The 16,223-nt window shown below is 71.9% G+C and carries 18 protein-coding genes; 3 read left to right on the top strand and 15 right to left on the bottom strand.

Annotated features, from left to right (window positions below; genetic code table 11):
- Positions 1 to 212: 212 nt before the first annotated feature.
- The 3 genes from ACIA5G_RS02605 to ACIA5G_RS02595 all read right to left on the bottom strand — a co-directional run bounded on the left by ACIA5G_RS02605 (position 213) and on the right by ACIA5G_RS02595 (position 1,458).
- Complete coding sequence (locus ACIA5G_RS02605) at positions 213 to 314, bottom strand: 30S ribosomal protein bS22 (RefSeq protein ID WP_007030867.1); 102 nt, start codon at positions 312 to 314, stop codon at positions 213 to 215.
- Between the two features lie 166 nt (positions 315 to 480).
- On the bottom strand, positions 481 to 696 hold the full coding sequence (locus ACIA5G_RS02600) for a helix-turn-helix domain-containing protein (RefSeq protein WP_013222402.1): 216 nt from the start codon (positions 694 to 696) through the stop codon (positions 481 to 483).
- A gap of 204 nt (positions 697 to 900) precedes the next feature.
- The gene (locus ACIA5G_RS02595; protein ID WP_395920472.1) at positions 901 to 1,458 is read right to left on the bottom strand and encodes a carboxymuconolactone decarboxylase family protein; all 558 of its coding nucleotides are present in this window, start codon (positions 1,456 to 1,458) and stop codon (positions 901 to 903) included.
- A 40-nt stretch (positions 1,459 to 1,498) separates the two neighbouring features.
- Between ACIA5G_RS02595 and ACIA5G_RS02590 the strand changes: the two genes are divergently transcribed.
- A complete protein-coding gene (locus ACIA5G_RS02590; RefSeq protein ID WP_395920471.1) occupies positions 1,499 to 1,819 on the top strand; it encodes a winged helix-turn-helix transcriptional regulator in 321 nt (106 codons plus the stop codon).
- Here ACIA5G_RS02590 and proC read toward each other — a convergent pair.
- The 8 genes from proC to ACIA5G_RS02550 all read right to left on the bottom strand — a co-directional run bounded on the left by proC (position 1,816) and on the right by ACIA5G_RS02550 (position 10,686).
- Positions 1,816 to 2,625 (bottom strand): pyrroline-5-carboxylate reductase, encoded by an 810-nt coding sequence (proC, locus tag ACIA5G_RS02585; RefSeq protein WP_395920470.1) that lies wholly within the window; start codon positions 2,623 to 2,625, stop codon positions 1,816 to 1,818. The two genes, ACIA5G_RS02590 and proC, sit on opposite strands and share 4 nt — an antisense overlap.
- A gap of 359 nt (positions 2,626 to 2,984) precedes the next feature.
- Entirely contained in the window at positions 2,985 to 3,803 is an 819-nt protein-coding gene (locus tag ACIA5G_RS02580; RefSeq protein ID WP_395921854.1) for a thioesterase family protein, read from the bottom strand.
- A gap of 143 nt (positions 3,804 to 3,946) precedes the next feature.
- The gene (locus ACIA5G_RS02575; RefSeq protein ID WP_395920469.1) at positions 3,947 to 4,759 is read right to left on the bottom strand and encodes a sugar phosphate isomerase/epimerase family protein; all 813 of its coding nucleotides are present in this window, start codon (positions 4,757 to 4,759) and stop codon (positions 3,947 to 3,949) included.
- Between the two features lie 72 nt (positions 4,760 to 4,831).
- Positions 4,832 to 6,490 carry a hypothetical protein gene (locus ACIA5G_RS02570; RefSeq protein WP_395920468.1) on the bottom strand — a complete coding sequence of 553 codons (1,659 nt, stop codon included), beginning with the start codon at positions 6,488 to 6,490 and terminating at the stop codon, positions 4,832 to 4,834.
- A gap of 157 nt (positions 6,491 to 6,647) precedes the next feature.
- Positions 6,648 to 7,631: a Ppx/GppA phosphatase family protein gene (locus tag ACIA5G_RS02565; protein WP_395920467.1), complete on the bottom strand. Its 984-nt coding sequence runs from the start codon at positions 7,629 to 7,631 to the stop codon at positions 6,648 to 6,650.
- A 112-nt stretch (positions 7,632 to 7,743) separates the two neighbouring features.
- On the bottom strand, positions 7,744 to 8,433 hold the full coding sequence (locus tag ACIA5G_RS02560) for a response regulator transcription factor (protein ID WP_285482158.1): 690 nt from the start codon (positions 8,431 to 8,433) through the stop codon (positions 7,744 to 7,746).
- Entirely contained in the window at positions 8,430 to 9,671 is a 1,242-nt protein-coding gene (locus ACIA5G_RS02555; protein ID WP_395920466.1) for a sensor histidine kinase, read from the bottom strand. The genes ACIA5G_RS02560 and ACIA5G_RS02555 overlap by 4 nt, the downstream gene beginning before the upstream one ends.
- A gap of 145 nt (positions 9,672 to 9,816) precedes the next feature.
- The gene (locus tag ACIA5G_RS02550; protein WP_395920465.1) at positions 9,817 to 10,686 is read right to left on the bottom strand and encodes an oxidoreductase; all 870 of its coding nucleotides are present in this window, start codon (positions 10,684 to 10,686) and stop codon (positions 9,817 to 9,819) included.
- Between the two features lie 66 nt (positions 10,687 to 10,752).
- Between ACIA5G_RS02550 and ACIA5G_RS02545 the strand changes: the two genes are divergently transcribed.
- Entirely contained in the window at positions 10,753 to 11,391 is a 639-nt protein-coding gene (locus ACIA5G_RS02545) for a DNA-binding response regulator (protein WP_395920464.1), read from the top strand.
- A complete protein-coding gene (locus ACIA5G_RS02540; protein WP_395920463.1) occupies positions 11,388 to 12,266 on the top strand; it encodes a hypothetical protein in 879 nt (292 codons plus the stop codon). The genes ACIA5G_RS02545 and ACIA5G_RS02540 overlap by 4 nt, the downstream gene beginning before the upstream one ends.
- A 1-nt stretch (position 12,267) precedes the next feature.
- Here ACIA5G_RS02540 and ACIA5G_RS02535 read toward each other — a convergent pair whose 3' ends face one another.
- From ACIA5G_RS02535 to mshA, 4 genes are all read right to left on the bottom strand, one after another.
- Positions 12,268 to 13,017, bottom strand: a complete 750-nt coding sequence (locus ACIA5G_RS02535) for a phosphoglyceromutase (RefSeq protein ID WP_395920462.1) — start codon at positions 13,015 to 13,017, stop codon at positions 12,268 to 12,270.
- Between the two features lie 421 nt (positions 13,018 to 13,438).
- Positions 13,439 to 14,326, bottom strand: a complete 888-nt coding sequence (locus ACIA5G_RS02530; protein ID WP_395920461.1) for a DUF4349 domain-containing protein — start codon at positions 14,324 to 14,326, stop codon at positions 13,439 to 13,441.
- Positions 14,327 to 14,396: 70 nt separating this feature from the next.
- Positions 14,397 to 14,909 carry a YbjN domain-containing protein gene (locus tag ACIA5G_RS02525; RefSeq protein WP_395920460.1) on the bottom strand — a complete coding sequence of 171 codons (513 nt, stop codon included), beginning with the start codon at positions 14,907 to 14,909 and terminating at the stop codon, positions 14,397 to 14,399.
- Positions 14,906 to 16,210, bottom strand: a complete 1,305-nt coding sequence (mshA, locus tag ACIA5G_RS02520) for a D-inositol-3-phosphate glycosyltransferase (protein WP_395920459.1) — start codon at positions 16,208 to 16,210, stop codon at positions 14,906 to 14,908. Before mshA ends, ACIA5G_RS02525 begins: the two co-directional genes overlap by 4 nt.
- Positions 16,211 to 16,223 lie beyond the last annotated feature (13 nt).

The raw sequence follows: 16,223 nt of genomic DNA, 5'->3' as shown, positions 1-16,223 counted from the left end.
CCCGAAGTGCGCGGGCCTGCACTCACTGGAAGCATCGCGCGGACGCCCTTGAGATGTTACCGCTCATCAGTGGTAGCTCACGGGTGTCTTACGTGCTATTAACCGCTATTCGCCGGAAAGCGACGAAGACAACACTCGAACGGGGGGACGGGTCCACCACATGGACGTGGCCCGTCCAGAGACTGGACGGGCCACGGCTACGCAGGGCTGGCTTACTTGCCGGCCTTCCTGCGCTGCACTCGCGTGCGGCGAAGCAACTTGCGGTGCTTCTTCTTCGACATGCGCTTACGGCGCTTCTTGATCACAGAGCCCATGGGCGCTCCTTAGGTCGTCGTCGGTCACGCTGCCCGGCGCAGCGTCCAACGGGTGGAGCGCACAGGCACGAGCGGTTTTCCAGGTTACCCGCCACGATGCGCGGGCCGGTCGGCGGGCACGTCCAAGCCCCGCACGCCGCTGGCGGCGGCGTGCCCGCCGGCCGGTTCATCCCACGTCGTAATACGCACCCTGGAGGTACTCGTGCACTGCTTTCTCCGGCACCCGGAAGGACTTCCCGACCCTGACGGCGGGTAGCTCACCCGAGTGCACGAGACGGTAGACGGTCATCTTGGAGACCCGCATCAGCGTGGCCACCTCGGCGACCGTCAGGAACTGGACCTGCCCGACTGCCGGCAGATCCTCCTTTTTGTTCGGCGACATGTTTACCGCGTCCTTCGACACGTGTCGCGCCACGAGGCTTCCCCACCTGTGGTATCGACACGCACGTGCTCTATCGAGAGTAGCGGGACTGGTGGGACTAATGCGACGCCTGTCACCGAGATGGGCCCCTACCAGCGCTAACGCACGGGCACCCGCGCGTGCAAGAAGGGCGCAATCGCCCAATACGGCTAATCCGGACAGCTGTCAGGCGCCGATCGGCCGCGTTCCGGGCTCCAGCGGCAGCCGCAGCGCCCGGACCGCGAACGAGATCGCGTGGTACCAGCCGCAGACCAGGACCAGCTCGAGCGCGCCGTCCTCGCCGGCCGCGGCCACGAGCCCGGCCCACGCCTCGTCGGAGAGGTCGGACGTCGTGTGCAGCTCGTCGACGGCCACGAGCACCGCGCGGTCCCCCACGTCCCAGCAGTCGTCGGCGGGCGAGCCGGCCGCCAGCGAACGGAGCTGTGGAGCGTCGAAGCCGGCCTTCTCGGCGAAGGTCGCGACGTGCACGCCCCACTCGTAGTCGGCTCCGCACAGCGCGGTCGTCCGGTTGATGACCAGCTCACGCCGGCGGATCGTCAACGCCGACTGCCGCGAGAAGTAGTAACGGCCCCAGCCCGCGACGCCGCGGGCCAGGTCGGGACGCCGCGCCCACACGCGGAACAGCTGGATGGGCGGGCCGAGCTGCTCGAGAGCCTCGGCGGCATCCGCGTCGTACGGCGTCTCGAGGGGCGCGATCCGCGGCTGCTTCGATTTTAGAGGCATGTCGGCAAGCTAACATCCGTGCTTCGGAAAGGAAAGCACGATGACACCGCTCCCCGGCCGGCCCGTCCGCGGCTCGACCACCGGCCGCCCGATCATGGCGCTGCTCGACCTGCTCGGCCGGCGCTGGGCACTGCGGATCCTCTGGGAGCTGCGCGACGGCGCGAAACCGACGTTCCGCGAGCTCCAGCAACGCTGCGACGGCGTCTCGTCGAGCGTCCTGACCACTCGGTTGCGCGAGCTGGGCGAAGCCGATCTGGTCGCCCACACCGAGGGCTACACCCTCACCGAGCAGGGAAAATCCCTGTTCGGCACGCTCATCCGGCTCGACGCCTGGGCGAACGACTGGCGGCCGCGGGCCTAGTCCTCGTGGGCCTTGCCCAGCTCGACGGACCGGTCCTTGGCCGCTTCGATGGCCGCCAGCAGCGCCGCCCGGACGCCGTGCTTCTCCAGCTCGCGGATCGCGTTGATGGTGGTCCCGGCCGGCGACGTCACGGCCTCGCGCAGCAGCACCGGGTGCTCCTCCGACTCGGCGAGCATCTTCGCCGCGCCGACGGCCGACTGGATGATCAGCTGGCCGGCCAGCGCGCGCGGCAGGCCCAGCAGGATGCCGGCGTCGATCATGGCTTCGACCAGGAAGAAGAAGTACGCGGGCCCGGAGCCCGAGAGTGCCGTGACGGCGTCCTGCTGCCCCTCCGGCACCTCGACGACCTGGCCGACGTGCGACAGCAGGTCCCGGACGACGGCGAGGTGGTCCGCGGTGGCGTGCTTCCCGGCCGAGATGGCGCTCATGGCCTCGCCGACCAGCATCGGCGTGTTCGGCATGACCCGCACCACGGGCACCCCCTCGGCCAGCCGCCGCTCGTACAGCGAGGTCGGCAGCCCGGCGCACAGCGACACCACCAGCGACGACGGCCCGAGCAGCGGCGCCAGCTCGGCGAGCACCGGCTCGATGTCCTGCGGCTTCACGGCGACGACCAGGATGTCGGCCTGCTTCGCGGCTTCCTCGACGTCGACGCCGCGGATGCCGTAGCGCGCGGTGAGCTCTTCGACGCGCGCCGGATAGCGCTCGGTGAAGAGGAGGTCGCCCGGCTCGTGGCCGCCGTGCAGCAGCCCCGAGAGCAACGCCTCGCCGATCTTCCCCGCACCCAGCACCGCGATGACCGTCATGGCGTCCAGCGTGCCAAACGCCGCTCAGCCGCCCGGTGCCGGGGCGAGGCCCAGCTGCCGCGCCTGCCACACGCCGGTCGGCAGGCAGCGGTCGCGCTCAGCCGGTCCACGCGCTCCGGCGCTCAACGCAAGCCTCAGCAGACCCCTCGAACCGGCGCCCACGTCGTCCGAGCCGACCGATGCCCGGCTCAGCCGCCCGGTGCCGAGGCGACCCCGAGCAGACCCTGGCCTGCGCACGACGATCGCACCGAGCCGGTCCCACGCAGCGAACCCCACGCCCTGACAGCCCCCGGCGCAAGCCCGGCACCGCAGACCTCACTAACCGGCGCCCACATCGTCCGACCCGACCGAAGCCCGGCTCAGCCGCCCGGTGCCGGGGCGAGGCCCAGCTGCCGCGCCTGGCACACCAGCCGCCCTTGCGCGTCCACCACCGTGGCGTCCGAGTCGAACCACGACTCGTGCACCGAGCGGGACTCGACGACGACGCGCAGCCAGCCCGGGGCCGGGCGCGTTCGCAGCAGCGCCGTCAGCTGGACCGTGGGCGCCCAGCCGATCCGGCCGAGGTTCATCACCACCGGCGGGTTGACGTCGGAGGCGAGCAGCGTGAAGTACGGGTCGACCACGCCGTGGCGCGGCCGGACCCACAGCCGCATCCGCGGTGGCTCGCCGGTGCGGCCGGCCAGGTAGCCCGCGGTTGCCGGGTCGAGGCGGACGTCGCAGCCCTTGGCCAGGTTGAACGGGCCTTCGGGGCTCTCCGGCATGGTCAGCGCCCCCGACGGCGGCTCGGCGGGCATCGACGGCACGTCCGTCCACTCCGGGCGCCGCATCGGCAGCCGCCCGGTGGTCACCCGGGCCTCGACGCAGCTGCGGCCGCGCTGCTCCAGCCGGACCTCGACGACCGTCGCGCGGCGGCCGACCTTGCGGACGTCCGTGCGCAGCAGCACCGGGCCGAGCGCGGGCGCGTGCAGGAACTCCGCGCTGACGACCAGCGGCTCGGCGTGCGGCTCCCCGCGTTCGTGCAGCGCGGCGATCGCCGCCTTGGCCAGCAGGGCCAGGAGAAATCCCCCGTGCGGGTGCGAGCCGATGGCCCATTCCGCACGCAGCACCGCGGTGAAGGTGCCGTCCCCCAGCGACCGCGTCGCACTCGCCGTGTCGAAGGACCCGGCGGTGCCGTCCATTCCGCTCACGAACGCGCCGTGCCGATGCGGGAATCCGGGTAGGTGACGATCAACGAGCGCGACGGTTTCACAGTCGGAACTTTACGTGCCGAACCGGCGGAATTGCACTCGGGAGTAGTCGTGTTCTGTCGGAACGTGCTCGGTTATGCACCCAAGTGGAATCGCGCGAACAGCAATGCCTCCGCCAGGTCGCGGACGCGCTGGGCCGCGTTGACGGCGTGCCGGGTGTTGATCTCCAGCACGATCTGACCGGCGAAACCACTGCTGACCAGCTTCTCGAGCAATGCGGCGCAAGGCTGGCCACCCCGGCCGGGCACCAGGTGTTCGTCCTTCGGGACGCCGGTGCCGTCCGCCAGATGGAGGTGCGTGAGGCCTTCACCCATCCGCTCGGCGAGCGCCAGCGCGTCCATCCGGGCTGCCGCTGTGTGGGACAGGTCGAGCGTGTAGTGCCGGAAACCGACGTCCGTCGGATCGATCGACGGCCGGAACGCCGACACCCGGGAATTCTTCGAACCACCCGGCGGGCGGACCTTGAACATGTTCTCGACGGCGATTTCGATCCCGCTCGACTCCTCGAGCTCGTCGACGAGATCACCGAACGCGTCGCCGTACCGGCGCTGCCAGCGGAACGGCGGGTGCACCACGACAGTGCGCGCGCCGAGCTCCTGGGCGGCGTCGACGGACATCCGCAGCCGGACCTCCGGGTCGGGCGACCAGATCCGCTGGGTGATCAGCAGCGACGGCGAGTGGATCGACAGCACGGGCACGCCGGTGCGGCGCGACCAGCGGCGCAGCGCGGTGACGTCCTGGCTGACCGCGTCGGCCCAGACCATCACCTCGACGCCGTCGTAACCCAGCTCGGCGGCCAGCTCGAAGGCCGTCCCGGCCTTGAGGGGCCACACCGACGCCGTGCTCAGGCCGACGGGAACCGGCTTCTCGTCTGTCACGCGCGCCATCCTGCCTCGTCACCCAGGGTGCGAAGCAGGGGCGTGCGCCGAAGGGGACGCGGATCACCGCGTCCCCGCCGGTCAGCGGCCGACGAGCAGCAGGGCCGCCGGGGAGACCGTCACCACCAGGCCGACCAGCACCGCGAGCACGGTCGTCTGCAGGTCCTCGGCGCGGCGGATCTTCCGCACGATCCAGACCAGCGCGACGACCACCAGCAGCGCCGCGACCAGCGCGGCGGCCGGGATGTTCACCCACAGCCAGTTGAAGCCCAGCCAGACGGCGGCGCCGCCGACCACGCCCATCGCCAGCTGGCCGGCCAGGGCCAGCCACGCCTTGCCCGGCGAGGCCGCGGGTTCCGGCTCGGCCACCGGCTCCGGGACGTCGTCGTACTCGTCTTCGTAACCGTCGCCCTGTTCGTAGGCGTAGTCGTCCTGCTCGAAGTCCGGGCCGTCGGCCGGGTAGCCGTCGGCGAACTCGCGCTCGTAGGGCTCGAGGTCGTCCGGGATCGGCGCCCGCGAGGCCCGGTCACCGGGCGCGAACGGCATCGGCGGCGGGTACGCGCCGGTGGGCGGGCCCGCGTCGAAGGCGGCCTGGTAGCCGCTGCTCTCCGGGGCAAAACCGTCGGGCTCGAAGTCGTCCTCGGGATAACCGTCGTCCGGGGTTTCGGTGGGCACCACCGGCATGACGCCGATCTCGGTGTCCTCCATCTGCTCCTTCTCGCGGCGCTTGCGCCAGTTCGCCAGGCCGGCGGGCGAGGAGGGTGCCGGCGGCTCGGGCTTCTTGCCCTTGCCGCCCTTGGGCGGTGCCGGCGGCTCGTCGTCGGGGACCGCCGAGAACTGCTCGGTGTAGGCCTCCTGCTGCGGCTGCGGACGGCGCGCCGGGCCCCGGCGCGGCCGGCCGGGCGCGGCCGGCGGGGTCGAGAACGTGCCGCTGGCCATCGGGCCGGGCGGGACGTCGACGTCGGCGTCCGGGCTGCCGTTGAGGCCGTCGAGCCGGGCCGACAGCGGCCCCGCGGGCGGCGGGGGTGTCGGCAGCTGCTGGGACGGCTGCGGCGGCGGGGTCGGCAGCTGCTGCGACGGCGGCGGGCGGCGCCGGACCGGCGGGACGGCCCCGCGGGTCTCCTCGGCCGCGGGCGGCGGCGGGGTCGGCAGCTGCTGGGACGGCTGCGGCGGAGGCGGCTGACGCCGGGGCGCGCGCGGCGGCACGGGCAGCTGCGCCGACTCCTGCGGGCTCGCGAACGGCGCCGAGTCCTGCGGCGGCCGCGCCGGCGGGTTCGGGAACGGCCCGGAATCCTGCGGCGGCCGGGTGAACTGGCCCGACTGCTGCGGCGGCGCCGGGGGCCGCGCGTACTGGCCGGACTCGGCGCCACCGGGGGCGGGCCGGGCCGGCGGCGGGGGTGGCGGAACCTGCCGCGGAAGCGGCTGGGAGTCCTGTGGGACCGCGCGAGGTGCGGGCGGCGGGGACGGCTCGGCGCGGCGCCGGCCGGCGGGCCGGTTGGGCGGCGGCGGGGTGCCTTCGCCGGCGACCCGGTCGATGATCGCCTGCGGGCCGGTGTCGGTCACGCCCGGTCGCCGGTGGGAACCGGTCGCGCCGGGCGGCGCCTCCGGGGTGGCCGGCTCGTCGTCGTCATCGGCCGCGCGCCGGCGGCGACGGCGTCCGCCGTCGACCTGGGCGCCGTGCTGGGCGAGCAGCTCAGCCACGGTCTTCTGCGGCTGGTCGCCTCCGGTCTGGTCCGTCATACCTGGTCGTCCCCTGCGCGCTCCTGGTCCTCGGCACCTGGTGAAGCGGTCCGCGACGGCACACCTGCGGTGCCGCGCGCGCTGAACGCCGACCTCTGCATGTCCGTCACCTCTTCACCGTGCCCGTTTACCTTCCGGGAAGTCCAGCCGACTGCTTTCACCGGTCCTCCTGTGCGCCGAAACGCGCCACGAGGGCGGCTCCAGTTTCATCCGCGCCGTTGGAATGGTCCAGCCGCCGCAGGATGACACCCTCTCGCAGAGCCCACGGGCAGATCTCGAGTTCCGGCAAACCGAGCGCCCGCATAGTGGCCTGCGCGACGAGCGCGCCCGCCACCAGCTGGTGCGATCGGCTCGAGCTGACCCCCTCGAGGTGCGCCAGCTCGGCCGAGGGCATGCGCGAGATGAAGGCCAGGAGCTGGCGCAATGCGGTGTCCGTGAGCGTACGTCGCACGCGCGGGCCCGCCGCCGAGGGGGCGGCGCCGGTCAGCCGGGCGAGCGAGCGGAACGTCTTCGACGTCGCCACGACCCGATCGGGTTCACCCCATTTGGTGACCTTCCGCGAGAGCTCGGTGAGCTGGTCGTCGAGCCACGCCGACGTCGCGACGAGCTCCGAGCGCGTCGGCGGATCGTGCTTGAAGCGGGTCCGAGTGGTGCGGCCGGCGCCCAAGGGCAGCGATTCGGCCAGCACGGGCTCTTCGTCGCGGCCCATCGCGATCTCCAGCGAGCCGCCGCCGATGTCGAGCACCAGCAGCTGCCCGGCCGACCAGCCGTACCAGCGGCGGACGGCGAGGAAGGTCAGCCGGGCCTCGTCCACACCGGACAGCACCCGCAGCTCGACGCCGGTCTTGTCGGCCACCCGGGCCAGCACTTTCGCGGAGTTCTTCGCTTCGCGGACCGCGGAGGTGGCGAAGGCCATGACTTCTTCGCACCCGAGCCGCGCGGCGGCTTCCTTCGCGGACTCGACGGCGGTCACCAGCTCGTCGGCGCCGGCCTTGCTGAGCTCCCCACCGGGGGTGATCCGCTCGGCCAGCCGGAGCACGGACTTTTCGGAATGCATCGGCGTCGGGTGGGCGCCACGGTGGGCGTCGACCACGAGCAGGTGGACGGTGTTGGAACCGACGTCGAGTACCCCTAGGCGCACGGGGGTCCAGGGTACCGGCCCGAGCGCCAGGTCTCGAACTTGTAACCAACAACACTCGGTGCGGTAGCGCCCCGGCGCGCCTGCGCGGGGGCGATACCGCCCGAAACGGGTCTTACGTCTCGAACTTGTACCCGAGACCGCGAACCGTCACCAGGTGCCGCGGCGAACCCGGGTCCGGCTCGATCTTCGAGCGCAGCCGCTTCACGTGGACGTCGAGCGTCTTCGTGTCGCCGACGTAGTCCGCGCCCCACACCCGGTCGATGAGCTGGCCGCGGGTCAGCACCCGGCCGACGTTGCGGAGCAGGTATTCGAGCAGGTCGAACTCCTTGAGCGGGAGCGAAACCTCGCCACCGTCCACGGTCACGACGTGCCGCTCGACGTCCATCCGCACCGGGCCGGCCGAGAGCACCAGCGGCGCCAGCTCGCCTTCGGAGCCGGGCTCGCCGCCGCGGCGCAGGACCGCGCGGACCCGGGCGATCAGCTCACGCGCCGAGTACGGCTTGGTGACGTAGTCGTCCGCGCCGAGCTCCAGGCCGACGACCTTGTCGATCTCGCTGTCGCGCGCGGTCACCATGATCACCGGCACGGCGGAGCGCTGGCGCAGCTGCTTGCAGACGTCGGTGCCGCTCATCCCGGGCAGCATCAGGTCGAGCAGCACGATGTCGGCGCCGTTGCGGTCGAACTCTTCGAGCGCGGCCTGGCCGGTGCCGGCGACGGCCGCGGTGAACCCTTCCTTGCGCAGCAGGAAGGCGAGGGGGTCGGCGAACGACTCCTCGTCCTCGACGATGAGAACCCTGGTCACAGGTTTCCTCCATGATCTGGGCTGTCCTGCCCGGTAACCACGAGCCTCGGGGTGCGCTCGGGGGTCTTCTCCTGCCGTGGTGCCGGCGAGGTCTTGGCCGCGCGGGCCGGCTCCGGGGCCGGCTCGGGACGGACGTGCGCGGGGATGCGGAGGGTGAACGTCGAGCCGGTGCCGGGCCGGCTCCACAGCCCGACCGAGCCGCCGTGGTTGGCCGCGACGTGCTTGACGATGGCCAGGCCGAGCCCGGTGCCGCCGGTGGCGCGCGAGCGGGCCTTGTCGGCGCGGTAGAAGCGCTCGAACACCCGCGTCTGCTCGTCCTCCGGGATGCCGATGCCGCGGTCGGTGACGGCGACCTCGACCATCCCGTCGGCCAGCCGCCGGGAGATCGAGACCGGGCTGCCGGCCGGCGAGTACGCGACAGCGTTCTCCAGCAGGTTCGACAGCGCGGTGACCAGCAGCGTGCGGTCACCCTCGATGAGCAGGCCGCTGGCCGCGTCGGTGGTGATGGTGATCTCGGCGGACTCGGCCGAGAGCGTCGTCCGGCCGAGCGCTTCGCGGACGACGGCGTCGATCTCGACGACGTTGAGGTCCGGCAGCCGCTCGGCGCCCTGCAGCCGGGACAGCGCGATCAGCTCGGTGACGAGCTGGCCGAGCCGGGTGGACTCGCGCAGGATCTTGCCGCCGAAGCGGCGGACCTCCTCGACGTCCTCGGCGGCGTCGAGCACGGCCTCGGTGAGCAGCGCGATCGCGCCGACCGGGGTCTTGAGCTCGTGGCTGACGTTGGCGACGAAGTCGCGGCGCACGGCCTCCAGCCGGATGGCCTCGGAGTGGTCGACGGCCTCGACGACGGTGAAGCCGTCCCCGAGCGGCCGGACCTCGCCGAGCACCGCTTCCGGCTGGCGGCCGCGCGCTTCGAGCGGCGAAAGGTCGATCTCCAGCGGCTCGTCGGTCTCGGCGACCTGCTCGGCGGCCTTGCGGGCCCGCGGGTCGGCCTGGTTGACCTTCACCAGGCCCAGCTCGTAGGCGCGCGGGTTGTGCAGCACCATGTCGCCGAACTTGTTGAGCACGACGACGCCGTTGTTCGACGACCGGACCAGCCGTTCGAGGAGCTCGGCGACGGTCGGGCCCGGCGGCCGGGCCTCTTCGCGGCGGGTGCGCGCCCGCGCGACGAGGTAACCGACCACCGCACCGGCCACCAGGGCTCCGATGGCCAGTGCGAGTGAAACAGGCGTGGTCACAGGCCGATCGTAAGCGGAGAAGTGGCCCTTCGGCCTAGCGTTGTCCGCCTTGTCGTGAGCACCGCGACACCTGGGGAGGACATGTTCGCGTGTGCTTCAGCCGACGTTCACCCGATCGATTCCCCGGCGAGACATTCCGGGTGAATCACGCATCGCCGTCGAGGGTCTTCAGGTCGTCGTCGGTGAGCTCCAGAGCCGCCGAGGCGACGTTCTGTTCGAGGTGCGCGACGTCGCCGGTGCCGGGGATGGCGAGCACGTGCGGTCCTTGGTGGAGGGTCCACGCGAGCCGCACCTGCGCCGGGGTGACGTCGTGCCGGCGCGCGACCTCGGCGACCCGCGCGTCCTCCCCCGCGCCGCTGGCGACGGCGAAGAACGGCACGAAGGCGATGCCGCGCTCGGCGCACATCCGGACGATCTCGTCGTCCTCGCGGCGGGCGGTGAGGCCGTACTGGTTCTGGACGCAGACGACCGGCGCGATCTCGAGGGCCTCCGTCAGGTGGTGCGGCGCGACGTTGGAGATGCCCAGCTCGCGGATCAGGCCCTCCTGCCGCAGCTCGGCGAGCGCGCCGAAGCCGTCGGCGAGCGAGCCTTCCCCGCGGTCGAGGCCTTCGCCGATCCGGTAGTTGGCGACGTCGAGGTGCTCGAGGCCCAGCTCGCGGAGGTTCTCTTCGACCTGGGCCCGCAGCTGGTCCGGCCGGGCGGTGTAGAAGGCGCCGGTGAAGTCGCGGCCCGGGCCGACCTTGGTGGTGATCGTCAGGTTGTCGTACGGCGCGAGGGCGCGGTTGATCAGCTCGTTCGCCGAGCGCGGGCCGGCGAAGTAGAAGACGGCGGTGTCGATGTGGTTCACGCCGAGCTCGACGGCGCGGCGGAGCACGGCGATCGACGTCTCGCGGTCGCGGATGCCACCGTCCGAAGTGGACATCAGGCGCATGGCGCCGAAGCCGAGCCGGTTGACTTCGAAGGAGCCGAGCTGCCAGGTGCCCGCCGCGGCGGCGGGAAGGGTGTTCGTGGTCATGGCTCCAGCTTTCCGGCGCGGGCTCGCCACCACCGGTTTTGGCAGTTTGCTGCCACACTGGAATGCGTGGAGAGAGTCAGTGACGTCGCCGTGGTGCGGGGCGAAGCGGAGCTGTTCGAGCGGACGGCCCACCTGTTCGCGGCCGCGACGGAGGTTTCGTGCGCGGCCCGCGACCTGCACACGTGGTCGGTGGCGCACCCGACCGCGCCCGAGCGGGAGCAGGCGGTGCGGGACATGAACGTCCGCAAGATGTACCTGCCCGGCGTGCTGTTCGACCCGAAGCTGGCCGAGCACCTGCGGTTCATGGCCACGCACGGCGCCCGGATCCGGATCACCGAACGCGAGATCAACGAGACGATCCTGCTGGACCGCCGGATCGCGATCGTGGCCGGTGACAACGTCGGCGGCGTCCGCAGCTACACGGTGGTCAGCAGCCCGGAGCTGGTCCAGGGCATCCAGTCGCTGTTCGAGGCGGCCTGGGCCGGCGCCACCGAACTGGAGTCCTACCAGGCCCGGTTCACCGAGCTGGGCGCGCGCGAGATCCTCGTGCAGCTGGCCTCCGGCTGCAAGGACGAGACGGCGGCGCGCGCCCTCGGTGTCGGCCTGCGGACCTACCGGCGGCGGGTGGCGGAGCTGATGGAGCTCCTCGGCGCGTCGTCCCGGTTCCAGGCCGGGGCCCGGGCCCGCGAGGCCGGCCTGCTGTGAAACGAGCGCTCCTGGCACTGGTCCTGGTGACGTCGGCGTGCTCGTCGGCGGTCTCGGGCACGGCCGCGCCGGTCCCTGGCGCGGAGAACCGCGCGGTGATCGACGCCCCGGCGACGGCCGCCGCGCTCGCCGCGGTGAAGACCGCGGCCGAAGCCGTCTTCAGCTACGACTCCGCGAACCCGGCCGCGTTCGACCAGACAGTGGCCGCGAACGTCACCGGAGGGGCGAAGGACCAGCTCACGACGTTGTTCGACCATGTCAGGAAGAGCCCGCAGGCGATTCTGCTGACCACGCAGGTGCGGCAGGCGGCCGCGGTGGAGTTCACCGGCGACCGCGTCCGCGAACTGGCCGTGCTCGAGCAGCACACCGGTGCAACGGTGGGCCTGGCCGCGGTCTCGCTCACGGCGGTGAAGGCGGACGGACGCTGGCGGCTCTCGGACATCGTGGTGAACCCGGTCCTGCCGGCCCCCGCGCCGCGGCCGGACGACGGCACACCGTCGGGCGCGCGCGACTCGGCACTGGCGGGGGCCCGCACGATCGCCGGCGCCGTGTTCACGACCGACAGCGCCGACCCGGACGGCTCGTACGCCCGGGTCGAGGCCGCCCTCGCCGATCCGCTGTTGAGCAACTACCGCGCGAACAAGGCGAGCAACGTCGACGCGATCCGCCGGAGTGGCACCAAGGCCACCCTCGGGCCGAACCCGGTGGCCGGGGTCGTCGCGCTCACCGGCGGGCGGGCGATCGTGCTGTTCTTCACGAACCTTCAGGTCACCGACGCGACCGGCAAGGCCACCAGCAAGCCCTTCACGGTCGAGCTGGACGTCGTCCGTGAAGGGGCGAGCTGGAAGGCGACCGCCATCCGGCCGGTCACGTGAGTCAGCGGCCCTGGTTCGCCACCGCGGCGGCGGCTTCCTTGGCGGCCTCGGGGTCGAGGTACTCGCCGCCCGCCTTCACCGGCTTCAGGTCGGCCGTGAGGTCGTAGCGCAGCGGGATGCCGGTCGGGATGTTGAGGCCGGCGATGTCGGCGTCGGAGATCCCGTCGAGGTGCTTGACGAGCGCGCGCAGCGAGTTGCCGTGCGCGGCGACCAGCACGGTCTTGCCCGCGCGCAGGTCCGGCACGATCTCGGACTCCCAGTACGGCAGCAGCCGTTCGACGACGTCCTTGAGGCACTCGGTCAGCGGCGCATTGTCGCCGAGGTTCGCGTACCGGGCGTCGCCGGCCTGGCTCCACTCGTCCTTCGGGTCGATCGCCGGCGGCGGGGTGTCGTAGGAGCGGCGCCAGAGCATGAACTGCTCTTCGCCGAACTCGTCGAGGGTCTGCTTCTTGTTCTTGCCCTGCAGCGCGCCGTAGTGGCGCTCGTTGAGGCGCCAGTCGCGCTTCACCGGGATCCAGTGCCGGTCGGCCGCGTCCAGCGCGATGTTCGCGGTGGAGATCGCGCGCCGCAGCAGCGAGGTGTGCACCACGTCCGGGAGCAGCCCGGCGCCGGCCAGCAGCTGCCCGCCCAGGCGGGCTTCGCCCTCGCCCTGCTCCGACAACGGCACGTCCACCCAGCCGGTGAACAGGTTTTCCGCGTTCCACGTGCTCTGCCCGTGCCGCAGCAGCACCAATGTCCCAATCTCGGCCATGCGCCCAGCCTGCCAGAACGGACCACCCGGCCCACCGGTGACCTCATAACCTACGCAGAGTGTGTTACTTAGGAGTAACACCTCACTCTTCGACAAGTCCAGGTGCCAACAACGCGCAAAATCCCGGTCGCAGACTGCACACCGTTATCGCTCAGCGGTAATTTCACTCGAACGGACTAGTGAGTAGTCTTGTGATTACAGGTCGAGATCTGACAGGTTGACTACGTCCCGAGCGGTCGGATTCCACGCACTCCCCGGCCGGTTTCGGGCTTTGACCGCGGCTCGTCTCCCCCCTGCCGAGCCGCGGCCCGCCGGCCCCGTTGGCACCCCCCTCGTCACCGGGTCCTGATCGGCGGGAACTTCAGCGGGGCGGCTCGAGATCGCGACTCCCCCCTCCCTCGAGCCGTCCCGCCTGCCCGCTTCACGCCTCGGTCGGCTCCGGGTGCGGCCGTGCCGCGCGGCGGCGCCGGTTCAGCCGCCAGCCCACCCACGCGAGCGGCCCGGCGATCAGCAGGAACGGCGCGATCGCGCCCAGCACGGTCAGCAGGCCGCCACCGAAGGTCAGGAACGCGTCCCAGCCGCCGGCCAGCCCGCCGAGGAACCCACCGGCGGACTCTTCTTGCACCGGCGGCGGCGCGGCCACGCTCCGGATGCTCATCGCGACGGTCGCCATCGCGACACTGCCCGCCAGCGAGTTCCGCTGCTGTTCGAGGGATTCGAGCGTCGATTCGCGGCTCGTGAGCTCACTTTCGATCGACGTGATGTCCGACACCGAAGTCGCCTGCGAGAGCAGCGCACGGATCCGCGCGACCGACGCGCGCTGCGTCGTCAGCCGGGCTTCGACGTCGACGACCTGCTCGGTGACGTCCTGGGTGTTCAGCTCCCGCTTCACCATGGCGGTGCCGAGGTGCGCAAGCTGGTCGAGCACGGGGTCGAGCTTGTCCGCGGGCACCGCCAGCGAAAGGGTCGCCGACTCGTCCGCGGTGCTCTCCTGCCCGGTGTAACCGCCGGCGCTCAGCGCGATCCCACGGGCCTGCGCGACGACGTCGACGACCTTCGTCGCGGTCAGGTCGATCCGGGCGCTGCGTGAGAGCTTGCGATCGGTGGCTCCGGCCTGCGGCGGGGTCACCTGCGTGCCCTTGCCCTGCTCGGTCTTGCCGGTGCCGCCGGTGCCCTGCTGCGGCGCGGCGGGCACGCGTGCCGACCCCGCACTGTCCGCCGTGGACGCTCCGTTTTCCGCCGCCGAGCAGCCGGCCAGCACGAACGCCGCCGCGGTGATCGCCAGCGCCGCTCTCCATCGAGTCCGCATCTTGGGTCTCCCTCCAGTTTCGACTGGCGGTGAGACGGATGTCCGGTTCAGCCCCGTTGCACGGACTGGGTCACGACTCGGTCAAGCCCGGCTCGTGCGGCTTCTCGGGCGCCACGAGGTGCTTGAACGCCTGGAGGTTGGCGAGGGACTCGCCGCGGGAGACGCGCCAGTCCCACTCGCGCTTGATCGACGTCGCGAAGCCGATCTCGAGCAGCGTGTTGAAGTCGCCGTCGGCGGCCTCCAGCACCTGGCCGAGCACCTTGTCGAGCTCGTCGGCGCTCATCGTGTCCTTGCCGAACCGGCCGACCAGGTAGATGTCGCCGAGACTGTCCACTGTGTAATGAACGCCGTAGAGCTTCGCGTTGCGCTGCAACAGGAACCGGTAAACGTCCTCATGGGACTCGTCGGGGCGGCGGCAGACGAACGCCTCCACGGAAAACGCGTGGTCGCCGTCGACGAGCCACGCGTTCGTCTGCAGCTTCTTCGTCCCCGGCAGCGTGACGAAGTACTTGCCAGGACCGCGTTTGTCGTACTCCAGCTCGGCTGAGTCCAAAGTAGACTGGATCAGCTCGTCCAGGCTCACACCGCCACCTCCGTGCGCACTTCCAGCGCGTGCCGGAAGGCGCTGGTGGCCTGAGCATAGATGTCCAGCAGCGCGTCCGTCGTGCGACGCCAGGAGAACCGCCGCGCGTGCACAACGGCGTTGGCGCCGAGCTCGGCGCACCGGTCGGGGCGCAGCGCGACCGCGGCCAGCGCGTCCGCCCACTCCTCGGCGCCGTGCCCGGGCACCAGCAGCCCGGAGACGCCGTGCGGCACCGCCACCGGCAGCCCGCCGACCTCGGCCGCGACCACCGGCGTCCCGCAGGCCTGCGCCTCCAGGGCGACCAGGCCGAACGACTCGTTGTAACTGGGCACCGCGACGACGTCGGCGGCGCGGAAGACGCGGGCGAGCGCTTCGCCGGGCTGCGGCGGCAGAAACCGGACCTGCCGCTCGATGCCGAGGGAGACGGCGAGCTCGCGCAGGGCCTGCGGCTGCTCCAGCCCGGTGCCGGACGGCCCGCCGACGATCAGCACGACCAGCTTCGACGCCAGCTCGGGACGCCGTCGCAGCAGCGCTTCCGCCGCGTACAGCAGCACGTCCGGCGCCTTGAGCGGCTGGATCCGGCCGGCGAAGGCCAGCACGACGGCGTCGTCCGGCAGGCCCAGCTCGGCGCGCGCCAGGTTCTTCGGGCCCGGGGTGAACCGCTCGAGGTCGACGCCCGGCGGCACGGCGTGCACGGCGTGCGGCTCGGCGTCGTAGAGGTCGATGAGCTGACGCGCTTCGACCGCGGTGTTGGCGACGAGCCGGTCGGCCTCGGCGACCACCTGCTCCTCGCCGATGACGCGGATGCGCGACTCGGGCTTGTCCCCTTCGGCGAGCGCGGCGTTCTTCACCTTCGCCAGCGTGTGCGCGGTGTGCACGAGCGGGACGGACCACCGGTCGCGGGCGAGCCACCCGACCTGGCCGGACAGCCAGTAGTGCGAGTGGATGAGGTCGTAGTGCCCGGGCTCGTGGAACGCCTCGGTGCGCAGCACGCCGGAGGTGAACGCGCACAGCTGGCCGGGCAGTTCGTCGCGGCTCAGCGGCTCGAACGGCCCCGCCTGCACGTGCCGGACGGTCACCCCCGGCGCCAGTTCGGCCACCGGCGGCTGGTCGGACGACGTCGCGCGGGTGAACACCTCCACCTCGACGCCGCGGCGGGCCATCTCGGTCGCCGTCTGGCTGACGTAGACGTTCATCCCGCCGGCGTCACCGGTTCCCGGCTGTTCGAGCGGCGAAGTGTGCACGGACAGCACCGCGATCCTTCGCGGCGCAGCACGGAACCCCCGGATGGAGCTGGTCACCTTGGTCGTCTCC

Origin of the sequence: Amycolatopsis sp. NPDC051758 (assembly GCF_044453095.1) — a bacterium.
Taxonomy (GTDB): Bacteria; Actinomycetota; Actinomycetes; order Mycobacteriales; family Pseudonocardiaceae; genus Amycolatopsis.
This window is presented reverse-complemented; position numbering and strand designations above follow the sequence as displayed.

Coding starts and splice junctions, on each gene's coding strand:
- ACIA5G_RS02535 (WP_395920462.1), bottom strand. CDS start 13,017: ATGGCCGAGATTGGGACATTGGTGCTGCTGCGGCACGGGCAGAGCACG.
- ACIA5G_RS02590 (WP_395920471.1), top strand. CDS start 1,499: ATGACACCGCTCCCCGGCCGGCCCGTCCGCGGCTCGACCACCGGCCGC.
- ACIA5G_RS02570 (WP_395920468.1), bottom strand. CDS start 6,490: ATGACGGACCAGACCGGAGGCGACCAGCCGCAGAAGACCGTGGCTGAG.
- ACIA5G_RS02605 (WP_007030867.1), bottom strand. CDS start 314: ATGGGCTCTGTGATCAAGAAGCGCCGTAAGCGCATGTCGAAGAAGAAG.
- ACIA5G_RS02580 (WP_395921854.1), bottom strand. CDS start 3,803: ATGGACGGCACCGCCGGGTCCTTCGACACGGCGAGTGCGACGCGGTCG.
- ACIA5G_RS02600 (WP_013222402.1), bottom strand. CDS start 696: ATGTCGCCGAACAAAAAGGAGGATCTGCCGGCAGTCGGGCAGGTCCAG.
- ACIA5G_RS02550 (WP_395920465.1), bottom strand. CDS start 10,686: ATGACCACGAACACCCTTCCCGCCGCCGCGGCGGGCACCTGGCAGCTC.
- ACIA5G_RS02595 (WP_395920472.1), bottom strand. CDS start 1,458: ATGCCTCTAAAATCGAAGCAGCCGCGGATCGCGCCCCTCGAGACGCCG.
- ACIA5G_RS02575 (WP_395920469.1), bottom strand. CDS start 4,759: ATGGCGCGCGTGACAGACGAGAAGCCGGTTCCCGTCGGCCTGAGCACG.
- proC (WP_395920470.1), bottom strand. CDS start 2,625: ATGACGGTCATCGCGGTGCTGGGTGCGGGGAAGATCGGCGAGGCGTTG.
- ACIA5G_RS02530 (WP_395920461.1), bottom strand. CDS start 14,326: ATGCGGACTCGATGGAGAGCGGCGCTGGCGATCACCGCGGCGGCGTTC.